Annotated in this window: 17 protein-coding genes and 1 riboswitch; of the genes, 2 read left to right on the forward strand and 15 right to left on the reverse strand. The window is 68.4% G+C overall.

The window, feature by feature from the left end:
* The first annotated feature begins 142 nt into the window (after positions 1-142).
* Entirely contained in the window at positions 143-835 is a 693-nt protein-coding gene (locus HWW87_RS29810) for a dienelactone hydrolase family protein (protein ID WP_175823313.1), read from the forward strand.
* 80 nt (positions 836-915) lie between these two features.
* Positions 916-2,394, forward strand: a complete 1,479-nt coding sequence (locus HWW87_RS29815) for an amidase family protein (protein ID WP_175823445.1) — start codon at positions 916-918, stop codon at positions 2,392-2,394.
* 113 nt (positions 2,395-2,507) lie between these two features.
* Here the strand turns inward: HWW87_RS29815 and metF are convergent, their stop codons facing one another.
* The 15 genes from metF to cheY form a co-directional block, all read right to left on the reverse strand.
* Entirely contained in the window at positions 2,508-3,338 is an 831-nt protein-coding gene (gene metF / locus HWW87_RS29820; RefSeq protein WP_175823314.1) for a methylenetetrahydrofolate reductase [NAD(P)H], read from the reverse strand.
* 24 nt (positions 3,339-3,362) lie between these two features.
* Entirely contained in the window at positions 3,363-3,716 is a 354-nt protein-coding gene (locus HWW87_RS29825) for a phage holin family protein (RefSeq protein ID WP_027783248.1), read from the reverse strand.
* A 169-nt stretch (positions 3,717-3,885) separates the two neighbouring features.
* The gene (gene ahcY / locus HWW87_RS29830) at positions 3,886-5,304 is read right to left on the reverse strand and encodes an adenosylhomocysteinase (protein WP_175823315.1); all 1,419 of its coding nucleotides are present in this window, start codon (positions 5,302-5,304) and stop codon (positions 3,886-3,888) included.
* 32 nt (positions 5,305-5,336) lie between these two features.
* Positions 5,337-5,454: riboswitch (S-adenosyl-L-homocysteine riboswitch) on the reverse strand.
* Between the two features lie 83 nt (positions 5,455-5,537).
* Positions 5,538-6,272, reverse strand: a complete 735-nt coding sequence (locus HWW87_RS29835) for an RNA polymerase sigma factor FliA (protein ID WP_174432409.1) — start codon at positions 6,270-6,272, stop codon at positions 5,538-5,540.
* 22 nt (positions 6,273-6,294) lie between these two features.
* Positions 6,295-7,113 (reverse strand): MinD/ParA family protein, encoded by an 819-nt coding sequence (locus HWW87_RS29840; protein WP_175823316.1) that lies wholly within the window; start codon positions 7,111-7,113, stop codon positions 6,295-6,297.
* Entirely contained in the window at positions 7,106-8,917 is a 1,812-nt protein-coding gene (gene flhF / locus HWW87_RS29845; protein WP_175823317.1) for a flagellar biosynthesis protein FlhF, read from the reverse strand. Before flhF ends, HWW87_RS29840 begins: the two co-directional genes overlap by 8 nt.
* Positions 8,914-11,016, reverse strand: coding sequence for a flagellar biosynthesis protein FlhA (gene flhA / locus HWW87_RS29850; RefSeq protein WP_175823318.1), 2,103 nt, complete (start codon positions 11,014-11,016; stop codon positions 8,914-8,916). Before flhA ends, flhF begins: the two co-directional genes overlap by 4 nt.
* Complete coding sequence (gene flhB, locus HWW87_RS29855; RefSeq protein ID WP_175823319.1) at positions 11,013-12,212, reverse strand: flagellar biosynthesis protein FlhB; 1,200 nt, start codon at positions 12,210-12,212, stop codon at positions 11,013-11,015. Before flhB ends, flhA begins: the two co-directional genes overlap by 4 nt.
* Positions 12,213-12,591: 379 nt before the next feature.
* The gene (locus HWW87_RS29860; RefSeq protein ID WP_175823320.1) at positions 12,592-12,972 is read right to left on the reverse strand and encodes a DUF805 domain-containing protein; all 381 of its coding nucleotides are present in this window, start codon (positions 12,970-12,972) and stop codon (positions 12,592-12,594) included.
* A gap of 17 nt (positions 12,973-12,989) precedes the next feature.
* Entirely contained in the window at positions 12,990-13,160 is a 171-nt protein-coding gene (locus tag HWW87_RS29865; RefSeq protein ID WP_174432404.1) for a hypothetical protein, read from the reverse strand.
* Positions 13,161-13,412: 252 nt separating this feature from the next.
* On the reverse strand, positions 13,413-13,910 hold the full coding sequence (locus tag HWW87_RS29870) for a VOC family protein (RefSeq protein WP_175823321.1): 498 nt from the start codon (positions 13,908-13,910) through the stop codon (positions 13,413-13,415).
* Positions 13,911-14,076: 166 nt separating this feature from the next.
* The gene (locus HWW87_RS29875) at positions 14,077-15,318 is read right to left on the reverse strand and encodes a DUF3443 family protein (RefSeq protein ID WP_175823322.1); all 1,242 of its coding nucleotides are present in this window, start codon (positions 15,316-15,318) and stop codon (positions 14,077-14,079) included.
* Positions 15,319-15,334: 16 nt separating this feature from the next.
* Positions 15,335-15,838: a DUF2844 domain-containing protein gene (locus tag HWW87_RS29880; protein ID WP_174432401.1), complete on the reverse strand. Its 504-nt coding sequence runs from the start codon at positions 15,836-15,838 to the stop codon at positions 15,335-15,337.
* 273 nt (positions 15,839-16,111) lie between these two features.
* Positions 16,112-16,843 (reverse strand): protein phosphatase CheZ, encoded by a 732-nt coding sequence (gene cheZ / locus HWW87_RS29885; protein ID WP_175823323.1) that lies wholly within the window; start codon positions 16,841-16,843, stop codon positions 16,112-16,114.
* A 1-nt stretch (position 16,844) separates the two neighbouring features.
* Complete coding sequence (gene cheY / locus HWW87_RS29890) at positions 16,845-17,240, reverse strand: chemotaxis response regulator CheY (RefSeq protein ID WP_174389852.1); 396 nt, start codon at positions 17,238-17,240, stop codon at positions 16,845-16,847.
* Between the last annotated feature and the right edge of the window lie 35 nt (positions 17,241-17,275).

Here is a 17,275-nt window from a genome sequence, read left to right on the forward strand (position 1 = left end):
AATGAATAATCGAGATCGAAACGATCGCTGCGCGAGAAGCGCGCGCGTGCACTGCAGCACCGGACGATTGGTGGCACACTAGGCCGCCCTCTTTTCACCCTCCGGGGCGCCTCGCGCACCCCGTACGCCAGGAGTTCAGAACGTGACTGCCCAATGGATCGACATCCCGACCGGTAACGACAGCTTCGGCGGCTATCTCGCACTGCCCAAGCGCGGCAAGGGCCCTGCCGTCATCATCATCCAGGAGATCTTCGGCGTGAACGCGCACATCCGTGCGGTCGCCGACCAGTACGCGGCCGACGGCTTCGTCGCGCTCGCGCCCGACGTGTTCTGGCGCACGCAGCCGCGCGTCGAGCTGACCTATGAGGGCGCGGATCGCGACAAGGGCATCGAGCTGCTGAAGAAGACCGACGTGGGTCTCGCGGTCGCGGACGTCGGCGCGGCGGCCGACGCGTTGCGTGCGCGCCCCGAAGTGGCCGGCAAGCTCGCCGCGATCGGCTACTGCTTCGGCGGCCAGCTTGCGTACCGCGCGGCCGCGAGCGGCAAGGTCGATGCGGCGGTCGCGTATTACGGCGGCGGCATCCAGAACGCGCTCGACCTCGCCGGCCAGGTCACGCAGCCGATCCTGTTCCACTACGCGGAGAACGACCACGCCATCCCGCTCGATGCCGTCGAGCAGGTGAAGGCCGCGTTCGCGGGCCGCCACAACGCATCGTTCCACGTGTACCCGGGCGCCGAGCACGGCTTCAACTGCACGGACCGCGCGTCGTACAACCAGCGCGCCGCGGCGCTCGCGCACGGCCGCACGCTGACCTTCCTCGCCGAGCACCTCTAAAAACGCCGGCCGCGGGCCCGGCGCGCCGGGCCCGCGTTATGCTCGCACCATCGCCACGAGTCACAACGGGGGTGACTGCGATGCACTCGGACTATCTCGCGCATGATGCAATCGGCCTCGCCGCGCTCGTGCGCGACCGCCAAGCCAGCCCGCGCGAACTGCTCGACGCCGCGATCGGCCAGGCCGAAGCGGTCAACGGCGCGATCAACGCGATCGTGCTGCAGGACTACGAAGCCGCGCGCCAGCGTGCGGCGGCCGCGCCCGAGCCCGGCGCCGATACGCCGTTCGCCGGCGTGCCGTATCTCGTCAAGGATCTCGGCGCGGCGGTCGCCGGGCTGCCGCTGTCGATGGGCAGCCGGCACTACCGTTACTTCGTGCCGGCCGACGATTCGCCGGTGATCGCGCGCAGCCGCGCGGCGGGCCTCAACGTATTCGGCAAGACCAACACGTCCGAGATCGGCCAGATGCCGTACACCGAACCGGAACTGTTCGGCGCGTGCCGCAATCCGTGGAACCTCGATCACACGCCCGGCGGTTCGAGCGGCGGCGCGGGGGCGGCCGTCGCGGCCGGCATCGTGCCGCTCGCGCATGCGTCCGACGGCGGCGGCTCGATCCGCATTCCGGCGTCGTGCTGCGGGCTGTTCGGCCTGAAGCCGAGCCGCAACCCGGTGCTGGTCGACCTGCCGTCGAACGGCGAACTCGTCGTCCAGCACGCGGTGTCGCGCAGCGTGCGCGACAGTGCGCTGCTGCTCGACGTGACGACCGGCCAGACGCTGCCGCCCGGCGCGCCCGGCACCTTCCTCGGCGCGCTCGATACGCCGCCCGGCCCGCTGCGGATCGGCCTCGTCGTCGATCCGATGCTCGCGCCGGCGCTCGCCGACGACACGCGCGCGGCGCTCGACGACGCGGCCGCGCTGCTCGAATCGCTCGGCCATCACGTCGAGCCGGCGACGCTGCCCATCGACTACGCACGCGCGGCCGAAACCTTCCTGACGCTATGGGCAACGATCGCCGAGGAAATGGTGCTCGGCGCGCGCGCACTGACCGGCCGCACGCCGCGGCGCGGCGAATTCGAGGCCGCGACCTGGGCGATGGCCGTGGTCGGCCGCCGCCTCGCGCGCACGCGCCTGCCCGACGTGCTCGAATGGCAGCGCCAGCTCACCGTGCAGGTCGCCGGTCTCGTGTCGCGCTACGACGTGATCCTGTGCGCGTCGCTCGCGGGGCCGCCGGTGAAGATCGGCGAATTGCAGCCGACGCCGTTCGAATCCGCGCAGATGAAGCTGGTCGCCGCGCTGCCGGTGAAGCCGCTGCTGAAGGAAATGCTCGCGAAATCGTCGGAGAAGGCGTTCGCGTGGGCCGGCTGCACCGAGCTGTTCAACCTGACCGGCCAGCCGGCGATGTCGGTGCCGCTGTACTGGAATGCGCGCGGGCTGCCGATTGGCGTGCAGTTCGCCGCGCGCCACGCCGACGAAGCGTTGCTGCTCAGGCTCGCGCGGCAGCTCGAACAGGCGCGGCCGTGGTTCGACCGCCGCCCGCCGCTGATGCAGGCGCAGCGCTGACGCGCGCGCACGTTTGCGCCACGCATCGCGCGTCACGCTTCAGGCTTCACGATAAAAAAGCCCCGCCGGCGCAAACCGGCGGGGCTATTACGCATGCAACCGCGTGACCGCGCTTACATCGCGAGCCGTTCGCAGATCGTCCGCGTCGCGGTCGCTGCGTTCAGCGTGTAGAAGTGCAGCCCCGGCACGCCCGCGTCGATCAGGCGCTGGCACAGGCCCGTGACGACGTCCGCGCCGAACGCGCGGATCGACTCGCGATCGTCGCCGAAGCTCTCGAGCCGGCGCGCGACCCAGCGCGGCACTTCGGCGCCGCACATTTCCGAGAAGCGCATCAGCTGCGAGAAGTTCGTGATCGGCATGATGCCCGGCACGATCGGCACGTCCACGCCCAGCTTGCGCGCATCGTCGACGAAGCGGAAATACGCATCCGCGTTGAAGAAATACTGCGTGATCGCGGAATTCGCGCCGGCTTTCACCTTGCGCGCGAAATTCTCGAGATCGGCCTTCGGCGAGCGCGATTGCGGGTGGTACTCCGGGTAGCCCGCGACCTCGATGTGGAACCAGTCGCCATGCTCGGCGCGGATGAAGCTGACGAGCTCGGACGCATAGCGCAGCTCGCCGACCTCGCCCATCCCCGACGGCAGGTCGCCGCGCAGCGCGACGATGTGCCGGATGCCGTGCGAGCGGTACTGGTCGAGGATCGCGCGCAGGCTGTCGCGCGACGAGCCGATGCACGACAGGTGCGGCGCGGCCTCGAGGCCGTCCTTCTGCATGTCGAGCACGGTATCGAGCGTGCCCTGCTGCGTCGAGCCGCCGGCGCCGAACGTCACGGAGACGAATTTCGGCTTCAGCGGCAGCAGCTGCGCGCGCGTGGCGCGCAGCTTTTCGACGCCGTCCGCCGTCTTCGGCGGGAAGAATTCAAACGAGAGTTCGATCGGTTTCATGATTCTGAAGAGAGGGCGCGGCCGTCAGCCGATGTCGCGCTGCCCGAAGATCAGCGCGGACAGCAGCCACGACACGATGCTGTACAGGATCGAACCGAAGAACGCGGACCAGAAACCCGACACCTCGAAGCCCTTCAGCAGCGACGACGCGAACCAGAAGCACAGCGCGTTCACGACGAGGATGAACACCCCGAGCGTGACGATCGTGACCGGCAGCGTCAGCAGGATCAGCACCGGGCGGATCACCGTATTGATCAGGCCGAGCACGACCGCAATGATCAGTGCGGTGCCGAAGCTCTTGATGTGGATCGACGGCACGAGGTAGGTGATGATCAGCAGCGCGAGGGCGTTGATGACCCAGGTGAGGATGAGGCTCATGGAGGGCTCCGGTTCGGTTGTCGATCTGCGCGGTCAGCGGTCGCCGCCGCCACGCGTGCCCGCGTGAACGCGGACATGGCGCGACGGCCGGCGATCCGGCACCGTGCCGCCGCGCCGCCGCGCCGCGCGCGCCCGCAGCGGGGCGCGGCGGCACGGCGGCGGCGACGCATCAGTAGCGGTAGTGGTTCGGCTTGAACGGGCCGTCCTTCTGCACGCCGATGTACGAAGCCTGCTCGTCCGACAGCACCGACAGGTTCGCGCCGATGCGCGCGAGGTGCAGGCGCGCGACCTTTTCGTCGAGATGCTTCGGCAGCACGTACACCTTGTTCTCGTACTCGCCGCCGCGCACGAACAGCTCGATCTGCGCGAGCGTCTGGTTCGCGAACGAGTTCGACATCACGAACGACGGGTGGCCGGTCGCGCAGCCGAGGTTCACGAGGCGGCCTTCGGCCAGCAGGATCACGCGCTTGCCGTCCGGGAAGATGATGTGGTCGACCTGCGGCTTGATGTTTTCCCACTGGTACTGGCGGGTCGACGCGACGTCGATTTCCGAGTCGAAGTGGCCGATGTTGCAGACGATCGCGTTGTGGCGCATCGCCTTCATGTGATCGTGGTTGATCACGTGGTAGTTGCCGGTGGCCGTCACGAAGATGTCGGCCTTGTCGGCCGCGTATTCCATCGTCACGACGCGGTAGCCTTCCATCGCCGCCTGCAGCGCGCAGATCGGATCGATTTCGGTGATCCACACGGTCGCGCCCAGGCCGCGCAGCGACTGCGCGCAACCCTTGCCCACGTCGCCGTAGCCCGCGACGACCGCGACCTTGCCCGCGATCATCACGTCGGTCGCGCGCTTGATGCCGTCGACGAGCGACTCGCGGCAGCCGTACAGGTTGTCGAACTTCGACTTCGTGACCGAATCGTTCACGTTGAACGCCGGGAACGGCAGGCGGCCGTCCTTTTCCATCTGGTACAGGCGGTGCACGCCGGTCGTGGTTTCTTCGGTGACGCCCTTGATGTGCGCGAGGCGCTTCGAGTACCAGTTCGCGTCGACGTCGAGGTGTGCCGCGATCGACTTGTACAGCGCGACTTCTTCCTCGTTGGTCGGCTTCGCGATCACCGAACGGTCCTTCTCGGCCTTCGAGCCGAGGATCAGCAGCAGCGTTGCGTCGCCGCCGTCGTCCAGGATCATGTTCGCGAATTCGCCGTTCGGCCATTCGAAGATGCGGTGCGAGAACTCCCAGTATTCGTCGAGCGATTCGCCCTTGAACGCGAACACCGGCGTGCCGGCTTCGACGATCGCGGCCGCCGCGTGATCCTGAGTCGAGAAGATGTTGCACGACGCCCAGCGGACGTCCGCGCCGAGCGCCTTCAGCGTCTCGATCAGCACGCCCGTCTGGATCGTCATGTGCAAGGAACCTGCAATGCGCGCGCCCTTCAGCGGCTGCTGCGCCTTGTATTCGTCGCGGATCTGTACGAGGCCCGGCATTTCGGTCTCGGCGATGTTCAGTTCCTTGCGGCCCCAGCCGGCCAGCGCCATGTCGGCGACGACGTAATCGTGGGAAGCCTTGGAATCGATAATGGCGTTCATCACGCCCTCCTTTCTAAAAAGTTTCTAGATTGGTGACGTGAGCGCCGTTCAGGAAGCGGGGCCGGCGCGAAAAAATCGCCGCACGGCTGCTTGGTGAAGCTTTCCGAGCCTGGCGGACGCAGATGGTCCGTCGCAACGCTCCTCGGAAAACGGAGGGGATTGTAGCAAATCGGCGCGCGAAATGCGCAAGCACCGAACAACCGCGGCACGGGCGCGCGGCCGTCGGCAAAGGGTCAGGACTCGGCGCCCACCCACGCCTGTTCGCGCAGCCGCGCGCGCAAGCGCGCGACGGCCTGGCTGTGCAGCTGGCACACGCGCGATTCGCTCACCTCGAGCACCGCGCCGATCTCGCGCAGATTCAGACCCCGTTCGTAGTACAGCGACATCAGCAGCTTCTCGCGCTCCGGCAGCCGCTCGATCGCCTCGACGAGCGCCTCGCGCAGATGGTCGTCGAGCAGCGCCGACAACGGATCGGCGTGATCGACGCGATAGCGGTCGAGGAACGGCTCGTCGTCGGCGGCGCGGTCGAAATCCTCGTAGTAGATGAGCTGGCTGCCGTGCAGGTCCTGCAGCATCCCCTGGTATTCGTCGAGCGGCATCTTCAGGTGCTCGGCGATCTCGGTCTCGCTCGCCGAACGGCCGAGGTGCTGCTCGACCTGGTGCACCGCATGCTCGACCTCGCGCGACGTCTTGCGCAGGCTGCGCGGCAGCCAGTCGTTGCTGCGCAGCTCGTCGAGCATCGCGCCGCGGATGCGCTGCGTCGCGTAGGTCTCGAACTGCGCGCCCTGGTCTTCCTTGTAGCGGCCGGCGGCGTCCATCAGGCCGATCATGCCGGCCTGGATCAGGTCGTCGAGATCGACGCTCGCCGGCATCTTCGCGACGAGCTGCAGCCCGAGGCGGCGCACGAGCGGCGCGTATTGCGCGAGCACGTCGGCCTGGGACATCTTTCCTTGAGCGTTGTACATCATGGCTCCCTCCTTCGGGTGGCGCTCACGCGGCGTGTGCCGCGCCCGCCTCATACGACGGCTTGCCGCCGGCGTGGACCGCGCGGCCCGCACCCGGACGCGGGCGCATCGGCCAGTACAACAGGTCGGCGGCAATCTGCCGGTAGTCGCGCGCGGCGGCCGACGACGGGAACGCGTCGACCACCGCATGCATCAGTTCGCGGGCGTGCTCGACGAGCGGATCGGCGCTCACGCAGCCCGCGTCGGCGATCGACACGGTCAGGTAGCGGCTCGCGACGCCCGCGAGGTTGTCGAAGGCCGTCTTCGCATCCGCGTGGCTGCCGACCTGATTGGTCAGCACGCGGAACTGCGCGAACGCGTGCGCGAAATGCAGCCGCTTCATGCACGCATACGCCTCGGTGATCGCCTGCGCGGCGACCCGCGTAACGACCAGCACGTCGTGGGCTTCGCGCGCGAGCGCCGAGAACGAGCCGTCGGCGCCGAGCTGCGCGTCGACGAGCACGATATCGGCCGGGCCGTCGATGAAGTCGCTCAGTTGCGCGTCGCTGTAGCCGGCGCGCGCGAGCCGCGCGGCGCCGCACAGGCCGAAGCCGGCCGCCACCCGCGTGCGTTCGCCGTCGCGCAGCCACGCGCCGGCGAGCGTCGCGCTTGCCGAATGCACGTCGGCGCGTTCGTCGACGACGAGCACGTCCTTGCCGAGCGACGCGAGCGCCGCCGCGAGGTTCACCACGGTCGCCGTGCAGCCGACGCCCGCCGGCCCGCCCGTCACCGCGACGATGCGCGACGCGCGCCCGGCCAGCAGGCGCCGCAGCCCTTCGGCCTGATCGATGATCCGTTTATCCAAATCGCACCTCGTGCAGCTCGGCGGTGGAACGTGCGGTCAGTGCGGAAAGCAGCGTCGGCATGTCCTCGTCTTGCGGCACGAAGGGCGAGCCGTCGCGCGGCACACAGAACGCGCTCTTCAGCAGGAATTTGGTCGACGCGACGTACAGGTTCTCCGGCACCTTCTGGCCGGTCGACACGTAATGGACCGGCAGCTTGTAGCGGATCACCGTGTCGAGCACGCCGCCGAGGTGGGTCGCCTCGTCGAGCTTCGTGAGGATGCAGCCGGCCAGGTCAGGCCCGGCCAGGTCAGGATGTTCGCCCGCGCTGCGGTACGCCTGCACGACTTCGTTCAGCGTGTCGCCGTGGCTCGTCGCATTGAGCAGCAGCAGGCGCTGCACCGGCGCGTTCGCGCCGTGCAGCATCGCGATCTGGTCGGACACCGCGCGGTCGCGCTGGCTCATGCCGATCGTGTCGATCAGCACGATGTGCTTGTTGCGCAGCTCGGACAGCGCGAGCGCGAGGTCGCCCGCATCCTTCACCGCGTGAACCGGCACGCCGAGGATCTTGCCGAAGATGCGCAGTTGCTCGTGGCCGCCGATCCGGTAGCTGTCGGTGGTCAGCAGCGCGACCTTGCTCGCACCGAAGCGCATCACGCAGCGCGCGGCCAGCTTCGCGGTGGTGGTCGTCTTGCCGACGCCCGTCGGCCCCATCAGCGCGAACACGCCGCCGCGCTCCATCAGCGCGTCCTCGCTGTCGAGCACCGGCAGGTTCGACGCGAGCACCGACTGCGCCCATTCGGCGGCCTGCTCGAAGGTCTGCGCGCCGTCGCCGGACGGCAGGTTGTCGACCAGCATCCGCACGAGCTGCGCGGAGAAGCCGGCTGCGAACAGGTGCTTCGTCAGCGCGCCGTGGACGGCGCTGCGACGCTGGCGGTCGTGCCACATCAGGCTGTCGAACTGCTCTTCCATCATCCCGCGCAGCTCGCCGAGTTCCTGCATCACGGTGTCGTTGACGATCCGCTCGATGCGCGACTTCACCGCATCGGCCACCACGGCGGCCGCGTCGGTGGACAGGCGCGTGCGCTCCGTCGCCTTGGCGGCGTACGCGGCGCCCATGTCGGGGGCGCGCTTCGCGGCGGCCGGCGATCCGGTGGCCAGCGATCCGGCGGCCGGCGACCCGGAGGCCGGCATCCGGCGTTCGGCGTCGCGCACGATGTCGCGCGCCCAGTCGGGCGACGTCGCACTGGCCGCGGCTTGCGGCGCACTCGCCTGCGGCTCGGCAGGCGCCTGCGCACGGGCCATCAGCGCGTCGCGCTGCTGCGTCAGGCGCTTCGCGTGCTCGACCAGCCACGGCGCGGGTTCGGAAGTGGGGGCAGGCCATCCTGCGGCCGGCGCTCCGGCGGCCGGCGCGGCGATCGACGGCGCTGTCGCAGCCGGCTCGTCTGCATCATCGATCGACGAAGCATGCACGTCAGCCTCTTGCGCGTCGGCACTCGCGCCGAACACGGACGAGAACACGTCCGGCAGCCCACTCGCACCCGCCGCATACGGATTGGCGGCCGGGCGTGGCGCAATGCCCGGGCGCGACACGATGCCCGGCATGGCAGCGGCCGGCACGGATTCCGGCAGGCGCGACGTCGCGAGGCGCGGACGCGCGGCCGGCGGCGCCACCGCGGCGAGATCCGAATCGGCGAGTGCAACGATTTCGACACTGCCGTCATCGAGCGTGCGGTTCGACAGCACGACCGCGTCGGCGCCGAGCGCCTCGCGCACGAGACGAAGTGCGTCGCGGCTCGTTGCGCCGGTGAATTTGCGAATGTTCAAGCGGAACCCCCGATGACGTTAACGACTTTGATCGTGCGTGTGTCCGGCACTTCGGCATACGACAGCACTTTCAATTGCGGCAGGCTGCGGCGCAGGAAACGCGCGAGCATCGCGCGCAGCGCGTGCTGCACGAGCAGCACGGGCGGCAGCCCGAGATTCTGTTGACGCAGCATCGCTTGTTGCGTGCCGGTCAGAAGGTTGTGCGCGAGGCCGGGCTCGAGGCCCGGGTTCGCGCCGGTGGCGAGCGCCTGCGACAGCACGCGCTCCAGATTCGCGTCGAGGCCCATCACCTGCATCTCGCCGGCGCCCGGATACCACTGCTGCGTGATCGCGCGGCCGAGCGAGAGCCGCACCGCGGCCGTGATCTCGAACGCGTCGCCGCGGCCCGCATGCTCGGACACGGCCTCGAGGATCGTGCGCATGTCGCGGATCGGCACGCCTTCCTCGAGCAGGTTCTGCAGCACCTTCTGCAGCGTGGTGAGCGAGATCGTCTTCGGCACGAGGTCCTCGACGAGCGACGGCGCGTCCTTGCCGGTGCGCTCGACGAGCGCCTGCACTTCCTGGCGGCCGAGCAGCTCGGCCGCGTGCTGGACGACGAGATGGTTCAGGTGCGTCGCGACGACCGTGCTCGCGTCGACCACCGTGTAGCCGTACACCTGCGCCTGCTCGCGCAGCGCGACGTCGATCCACACAGCCGGCAGCCCGAACGCCGGATCCTGCGTGACGGCGCCCGGCAGCGCGGCCGTCACCTGGCCCGGGTTGATCGCGAGCCACTGGCCCGGGAACACTTCGCCGACGCCGATCTCGACGCCCTTCAGCGCGATCCGGTACGCGTTCGGCCGCAGTTCGAGGTTGTCGCGGATATGGATCACCGGCGGCAGGAAGCCGATTTCCTGCGCGAATTTCTTGCGGATGCTCTTGATGCGCTTGAGCAGCTCGCCGTCGCTGTTCTTGTCGACGAGCGGGATCAGCCGGTAGCCGACTTCGAGGCCGAGCGGGTCGATCAGCTGCACGTCGTCCCAGGTTGCTTCGTGGCTGTCGGCCGGCAGCACGGCGGGCGGGGCGATGTCGGTCACGTCGCCGGCCGCCTTGCGGGCCGCCGCGCGCTTGGTCTGGGTGCGCGCCAGCCAGATCGCGCCGCCGCCGAGCGCGAGGAACGCGAAGTGCGGCATGCCCGGGATCAGCCCCATCAGCACGATGATCGCGCCGGTGATGTTCAGCACGCGCGGGTTCGTGAACAGCTGGCCGGTGATCTGCGTGCCGATGTCCTCGTCGGTCGCGACGCGCGACACGATCACGCCGGCCGCGGTCGAGATCACGAGCGACGGGATCTGCGCGACGAGGCCGTCGCCGATCGTCAGCAGCGTGTAGTTGGTGCCGGCCGCCGCGAAGCTCATGTCGTGCTGGACCATCCCGACGATCAGCCCGCCGATCACGTTGATCGCCATGATGATCAGGCCGGCGATCGCGTCGCCGCGCACGAACTTCGACGCGCCGTCCATCGACCCGTAGAACTCGGCTTCCTGCGAGACGGCGAGGCGGCGCTTGCGCGCCTGCTCCTCGTTGATGAGGCCGGCGTTCAGGTCGGCGTCGATCGCCATCTGCTTGCCGGGCATCGCGTCGAGCGTGAAGCGCGCGGACACTTCGGCGATCCGCCCCGCGCCCTTCGTGATCACCATGAAGTTGATGATCATCAGGATCACGAACACGACGATGCCGACCGCGAAGTTGCCGCCGACGAGGAAGTGGCCGAACGCCTCGATCACCTGGCCGGCCGCGTCCGGCCCGGTATGGCCTTCGAGCAGCACGACGCGGGTCGACGCGACGTTCAGCGACAGGCGCAACAGCGTCGAGAACAGCAGCACACTCGGGAACGCCGCGAAGTCGAGCGGCTTCATCGTGTACATGCTGACGAGCAGCACCATCACGGACAGCGCGATGTTGAACGTGAACAGCAGATCCAGCAGCATCGGCGGCAGCGGCAGGATCATCATCCCCAGGATCATGCAGATGAGGATCGGGCCCGCGAGCGCGCGCAGGTTCGTGCCTGCGAACGGGTTCCCGCGCTTCGCGAACAGGCCGGTGGTCGGGGTGCTCATGCTGCGTTCCCTTGCTTGCCGAGCGTGTCTTCGGCTTCTTCACGTTCGTCGTCGGCGGACACCGACGCGCCCTTGTCGAGTTCGACCGGCACCTCGAGATCGACCGGCACCGCCGGGAACGCGCCGCCTTCCGAACGGAAGCGCTTGAGCTGGTAGACCCACGCGAGCACTTCGGCGACCGCCGAGTACAGCGAACCGGGAATCTCGCGCTCGATTTCGACGTTGTGATACAGCGCCCGCGCGAGCGGCGGCGCTTCGAGCAGCGGCACGTTGTGTTCGGCCGCGAGGTCGCGGATGCGCGCGGCGACGAGGTTCACGCCCTTCGCGACGACCTTCGGCGCGCGCATCTCGCCGTCCGTGTATTGCAGCGCGACCGCGAAGTGCGTCGGGTTCGTGACGACCACGTCGGCCTTCGGCACGGCCGCCATCATCCGGCGGCGCGCGATCGCGCGCTGCTGCTGACGAATCCGCCCCTTCACGTGCGGATCGCCTTCGTTCTCGCGATGCTCGCGCTTCACTTCTTCCTTCGTCATGCGCAACTTCTTGTTGTACTGCCAGATTTGGTAAGGCACATCGAGCCCGGCGACCACCAGCATCCCGGCGACCGTCGTGCCGCAGCACACGGCGACCAGATGCAGCGCATCGGGCAGCGCGGCGCCGAGCGGCTGCGTCGCGAGGCCGAGCAGTTCGTCCTTGCTGCGCCAGATCGCGATGCCGCCGATCCCGCCGACCACCAGCGTCTTCGCGACCGACATCCCGAGCTGGATCGGCCCCTGGATCGAGAAGATCCGGCCGAGGCCCGAAATCGGGTTCAGGCGGTCGAACTTCAGCTCGAACGTCTTTTGCGAAATCAGCCAGCCGCCGAGCGCCATCGGCGCGAGCAGCGCGGCGACGCCGGTGAGCGCGAGAAGCGGCAGCAGCGCGGCGAAGCCTTCGAGGCTCGCGCTGCCGGCCGCCGACAGCATCCGGTTGGTGTCGAACGCGGTCGCGCGATCGAACGCGAACGCGCCGCGCAGCATCGCCTGCAGATGCGCGCCCGACGGGCCCGCGAGCAGCCATGCGCCGTAGAACCCCGCCGCGAGCAGTGCGAACGAAGCCAGTTCGCGCGAACGCGCGACCTGCCCCTCCTCGCGCGCCTTCTCGCGGCGCCTGGGAGTGGCGGCTTCGGTCTTGTCGAGATCGCTCTCGTCTGCCACGGGGCCTCCAGTCGGGTACGGCGGAATGCCGCTTTCCAGTGACACCGATTATTCATGGAGGCGTCAAACGCCGATCGGTCGAGCAAAGCCGGGAAAGGGGGGTATTTCGGGGAATCGGGCGAGCCGCCGCGAACACGGCTGGATCGGGGGCGGAATGACGCGCGGCGCGGCGGAAAAAACGGGGCGACAGGCGCATGGGGGAAGCGGCGGCTGCAAGCGGGACGGCAGCGGTGTAATGCGGGGGAACGGTGAAACGACGGGCGGAAAAAACGCGGGGGAAAGACGGGGGAACGATGAAGCGACGGCGGGAAAGACGAGGGGGAAAGGCGGGGAAATCGGGCCCCGACGCCACGGCGTCGTGCGTCGGGGCAGGCGTCGGTCAGACCGCCGGGATCGGGTCCGCGCCGAAACGGTTCGGGCCTTCAGTGCCGCGCGAGCACATCCACACGAGCAGCAGGATGCTGCCGACGATCGGAATCAGCGCGAGCAGCAGGAACCAGCCCGAGCGGCCCGTATCGTGCAGGCGGCGCACGCTGACCGCGATGCCCGGAATGATCAGCGCGAGCGACACCAGGAAGATCACGCCGAGCAGCAGCAGCGTGATCAGGCCCGCATCGCGGCCCGCCGCGCCGATGATCTGGCCGACGACCGACAGCACGCAGCTCAGCAGCGCGAAATACCAGTATTCGGCACGACGCGCACGGCCTTCGAATGTCGCGTATTTATTCAGTGCGGTACGAACGGCTTCGGAAAAATTCATTTTATTACCCTCCTGTTTTATATTGGCACCCCGGAAACAACGCCGGCATTATAGGTTTGAATGTCGGCGGATTCCATCTCTTTTCGCAGGTCGGGCAATACGTGCATACGACCGCATCGCACGCCAATATCACGCAGGAACGGCTGCAACAGCGCGTTTCGGCCTACCGGGCTTGCATGCGGCGTCATTTTAATAATCCTGCTCCCCCGACAGAAACGGCAATCCCGGATAATCCAGCATTCGATTACAACCGAATGAAACTGCATGCACTCGATAATCGATGCGAGTATCCGGCATTCGATTAACCGGCCGGCCGGCAATACGCGGTCGCGCCAGTCGCGTTCCGCTTCGCGTTTTGCCCGTCCGGCCCGAAACGCCCCATACGACGGCGGTACGAGACAGCCGGCCCCGGCCTGAACGGCCTGACCGACCGAAGCGACCTAGCCGGCCGCCGCCCGCTGCAGCGCGCCGAGATCGAGCTTCTTCATCGTCATCACCTGCGCCATCACGCGCTCGGCGCGGGCCGGGTCGCCCGCCATCAGTTCGGCCATCTGCACGGGCACGACCTGCCACGACACGCCGAAGCGGTCGCGCAGCCAGCCGCATTGCTGCGCGCGCGCGTCGCCGCCTTCGGACAGGCGCGCCCAGTAATGGTCGATCTCGTCCTGGTCGTGGCAGTTGACGACGAACGACACGGCCGGCGTCATCTGGAACACGGGGCCGCCGTTCAGTGCGACGAACGCCTGCCCGTCGAGCTCGAACGCCACGGTCATCACCGCGCCCTCGGCGTTGCCGGACGCGTGCGCGCCGGCCTTGCCGTAGCGCGCGACGTGCACGATGCGCGCGTTGTCGAACACCGATACGTAGAAACCGGCCGCCGCCTCGGCGTCGCGGTCGAACCACAGGAACGGCGTGATGCGCTGGATACGCGAATTCATGGCGCTGTCTCCTCGATGTCGTGCCGGCACCGGTGCCGGTCTTACATCGTAGGCGCTATGCCGGCGCCTGGCGGCGTGCCGGTCCGTAGCCCCAGCACGGCGCGCCGGAATAAAAAAAAGGGGGCGATCGCTCGCCCCCTTCGTTCCTGCGTCCGGCCGTGCCGCGTCAGAACGCGACGAACGGCTGCGCGCCGCCGCTCGCGGTCTTGTCCATCCCGAAGTAGATCGTCTTGCCGTAGAAGTGCGGCATGCCGATATCGAGCCAGTTGGACGAGCCGAACGGGCCCCCGATGTCGTTGAACGCGAACGTCGACGGGTTCGAGAACAGCGAATCCGCGTTCGCGACCGGCATCGACACGGTGCCCGACGCGCCGTTCTGGCCGCTCAGCGTGGCCGAGTAGGTAGTCGTGGTCGCCGGGCAGTAGAACTCCGTATTCCGCGAGCACGGCGTCGAAGTCGACGTCGAATCGTTGAAGAAATACGCGTTCGAGCCCGTATCGAAGAACGCGGTCACGTTGCGCCCCTGGAACGTCGCGCTGACGTCGCCCGTCGTGGTCGATGTCATCACCGTCTTGCCGCTCAGGTTCGGCAGGCCGAACGTCAGCGTGCCGGTCGCACTCGCCTGCCCATTGGGCGAGATGTCAGGCATCTGCACGCTGACGCCGTCGTTGTTCGCGAACCGATGCACCGGGTTGGCCACCTGCTGCGCGAGCGGCACGAGCGCGACCGTGCAGCTCGCGTTGTCGCCGTTCGGGCACGCGTAGTAGTTGTTGTTCGTCGACGTCGACGTCGCGCAGGTCGTGCCGCAGTCGTACGGCGCCGGCCCGATGCCGAGGATCCCGTTCGCGCCGAGCGCGCCGGTCGAGTTGGCCGACGCGCCGCCGTTCGTGCACGAGCTCGGCACGTTCGTCGTGCCGAGGTCGCCGATGATCTGCACGGGCAGCGAGCTCGCCTGCTCGGCGCCGATCGACAGGTCGACGGTGCGCACCGACCCCCACGTATAGCTCGACACGAACTTGCCGCATTCGGCGACCGGCGCGCCGCCGCTCGTCACCTGCGGCAGGCTGTCGCGCACGCCGGCCACCGCGCTGCCGACGAGCCGCAGCCCGTAGGACGCGGTATCGACGAGCACGTTGTTGACGATCTGACAGTTCGACGTGCCCGGCACGCAGACCTTCACGCTGATGGTCGGGATGTTGATCACGTTCGCGGCGCCCGCGCCGACCGTGATGACGGCCGTGTTGCCGCTGTTGCCGTCGGACCCGCCCGAGCCGTTGCCGCCCGTGTTGCCGTTGTTGCCCGAACTGCCGCCGCCATCGCCGCCGCCGCATGCCGTCACGAGCACGGCCGTTGCGGCCAGGAGGCCCAGCACGCCGAGCCAGCGCTTGAATGTACGAGGAATGCTCAAGATCGCTCTCCCGCTGTCACTGGATATCGGTGCCGGCCACGCCGGCAGGCAGCGCCGACGGCAGCCATGCCTGGCCGGAGAAGGCGCCCATGTGGCCGCCCGTCCGGATCACGAGACCGCTCGTCTCGACGGCCACCGGCGCACGCCAGCCGCGCGCCTGGTGCGCCGCCTGGACGCCGGCGGTGTACTGCGGGAAATAGCTGCCGAGCAGCGACGCGAGATCCGGCATGGTCGGCCCGCGCCAGGCGAGGCCGAACACGCTGCCGGCGGCCGACGTGTATTCGTGGATGACGGTGCCCGATCCGAGCGTGATCTCGCGGACGGTATAGGCGGCCGTGCTCGTCTGCACGCCGTCCGCCGAGCGCATTGCGCGCTGCAGCGCGCGCACGGTGGCGGCCTGATCGTCCGCCGGCGGCGACATCGGCGCGCCGCCCAGTTCCGCGTGTGCGTGGACGGCCCACAGCACACCCATTGCAGCCGTCGCATGCGCGACGGTCCAGCCCAAGCGTTTCAGCTTCACGTTCCCCCCCACGGGACTGGCTTCGTTGTCGACGGCGCCGCCATCGGCCCGCGCCGCCTGCCCACTTATGAATCTTACGAATGACGCTACGTTGCAGCTGATGCGTAGTATGCCTGCGGAGTGTGGCGAAGTGTCAATTCGACGCAGGATCACGCCGCGCCGCAGAGGGGCGGCGCGCACGGGAAAACGGCGTGGGGAAGGGAATGCGCGCACCGGGCAGCCCCGCGGAACGGGGCGCACGGCAACGGGGCGCGCGGATGCGCTGCGACAGGATCAGAAGCCGAGGCTCGCGAGCAGGTCGTCGACCTGCCCCTGGTCCTGAACGACGTCGGATTTGCCTTCCGGCGCGATCTGCGGGCCGTTCAGCAGCGATTCGGGGCTGCCGGTCGCGCTCATCTGCTCGGCCGCGAGCGCGGCCGCGGTGGCCGCGAACTGCTCGCGCCGCTCCGGCGCGATGTTCTCGACGAGCACGGTGAGAAGCTGCTGCTCGATCAGGTAGACCATGTCCATGATCTTCTTGATCACCTGCCCGGTCAGATCCTGGAAATCCTGCGCGAGCATGATCTCGAGCAGTTGCGCGCGGGTCGCCGACGTCGACTCGGGCAGCGTGCGCAGGAACGCGCGCGTATCGTCCATCAACTCGCGCACCTCCGCGTGCTCGATCGGCGCGGCATACCACTGCGCCCAGCGCGCGTCGAGCGCCTCGGCCTCGTTCTGGATGCGCTCCTGCATCGGCTTCGCGACCTCGATCGCATTCAGCACGCGCTCCGCGGCCTGCTCGGTCATCGTCGCGACGTAGCGCAGCCGGTCGCGCGCATCGGGCACGGCTTCCGCCGCGCGCTCGACATGCTTGTCGAGCCCGAGCTCGCGCATCGAATCGCGCAGCGTGCGCGTGACGTGGCCGATGCGCGCGAGAATGCGGTCGCTCGGGAAGTCGGCGCCTTCTGGATGGCTGTCGGCGCTGAACCCCGCGCCGGCGAGCGCCGCATGGATCGGCTCGTTCACGTCAGCTCCCGGTCTTCGCCATCTTGTCGATGATCTTGTTCAGCTTCTCGTCGAGCGTCGCGGCCGTGAACGGTTTCACGACGTAGCCGCTCGCCCCGGCCTGCGCGGCCGCGATGATGTTCTCCTTCTTCGACTCGGCCGTGACCATCAGCACCGGCAGGTGCGTGAGCGTCGCGTCCGCGCGGATTTCCTTCAGCATCGCGAGGCCGTCGAGGTTCGGCATGTTCCAGTCCGAGATCACGAAGTCGAAGCCGCCGCCGCGCAGCCGCGCGAGGCCGGCCAGGCCGTCCTCGGCCTCGTCGACGTTCGAATAGCCCAGTTCCTTGAGCAGGTTGCGGACGATCCGGCGCATCGTCGGGAAATCGTCCACCACCAGGATTTTCATGCTCTTGTCCATCGTCGTTCCTTTCCAGATTCGTTTCCGTCGGGACG

It is taken from the genome of Burkholderia sp. BCC0419 (assembly GCF_902830285.1).
Classification (GTDB): Bacteria; Pseudomonadota; Gammaproteobacteria; order Burkholderiales; family Burkholderiaceae; genus Burkholderia.

Coding starts and splice junctions, on each gene's coding strand:
- HWW87_RS29815 (WP_175823445.1), top strand. CDS start 916: ATGCACTCGGACTATCTCGCGCATGATGCAATCGGCCTCGCCGCGCTC.
- metF (WP_175823314.1), bottom strand. CDS start 3,338: ATGAAACCGATCGAACTCTCGTTTGAATTCTTCCCGCCGAAGACGGCG.
- HWW87_RS29825 (WP_027783248.1), bottom strand. CDS start 3,716: ATGAGCCTCATCCTCACCTGGGTCATCAACGCCCTCGCGCTGCTGATC.
- ahcY (WP_175823315.1), bottom strand. CDS start 5,304: ATGAACGCCATTATCGATTCCAAGGCTTCCCACGATTACGTCGTCGCC.
- HWW87_RS29835 (WP_174432409.1), bottom strand. CDS start 6,272: ATGATGTACAACGCTCAAGGAAAGATGTCCCAGGCCGACGTGCTCGCG.
- flhA (WP_175823318.1), bottom strand. CDS start 11,016: ATGAGCACCCCGACCACCGGCCTGTTCGCGAAGCGCGGGAACCCGTTC.
- HWW87_RS29860 (WP_175823320.1), bottom strand. CDS start 12,972: ATGAATTTTTCCGAAGCCGTTCGTACCGCACTGAATAAATACGCGACA.
- HWW87_RS29865 (WP_174432404.1), bottom strand. CDS start 13,160: ATGACGCCGCATGCAAGCCCGGTAGGCCGAAACGCGCTGTTGCAGCCG.
- HWW87_RS29870 (WP_175823321.1), bottom strand. CDS start 13,910: ATGAATTCGCGTATCCAGCGCATCACGCCGTTCCTGTGGTTCGACCGC.
- cheY (WP_174389852.1), bottom strand. CDS start 17,240: ATGGACAAGAGCATGAAAATCCTGGTGGTGGACGATTTCCCGACGATG.